This is a genomic window from Psychroflexus longus (genome assembly GCF_020164595.1).
GTDB classification, from domain to species: Bacteria; Bacteroidota; Bacteroidia; order Flavobacteriales; family Flavobacteriaceae; genus Psychroflexus; species Psychroflexus longus.
Window position 1 is genome coordinate 1 of sequence record NZ_JAIQZE010000035.1, and the last position, 282, is coordinate 282.

The 282-nt window shown below is 63.5% G+C and carries 1 protein-coding gene; it reads right to left on the minus strand.

Annotated features, from left to right (window positions below):
* A partial coding sequence (locus LB452_RS13465; RefSeq protein ID WP_224462253.1) for a histidine kinase occupies window positions 1–282 on the minus strand: 282 nt, incomplete at both ends.

The following is a 282-nucleotide window of genomic DNA, read 5'->3' on the forward strand; positions in this document are numbered from 1 at the left end:
TCAGGCGGCGCTTGATCTGGATGCCCTGATCGACGTGGGCCATCACGCGGGTAATCTTTTCACTCACGGCCGGCTCGCTGCTGTGCACGCGTGAGCGCAGCCAGTGGAGGTCCATCTTGGTGGCGGTGAGGATGGCGCCCAACTCGTCGTGCAACTCGCGCGCCAGGCGCGTCTTCTCGTCTTCGGTTACGCGCTGCAAGTGCGCGGCGAGGTCACTCAACTGTCGTGTACGCTCACGCACCATGCGGTCGAGTTTCTGGCTTTCCTCTTCGGCCATGTCGC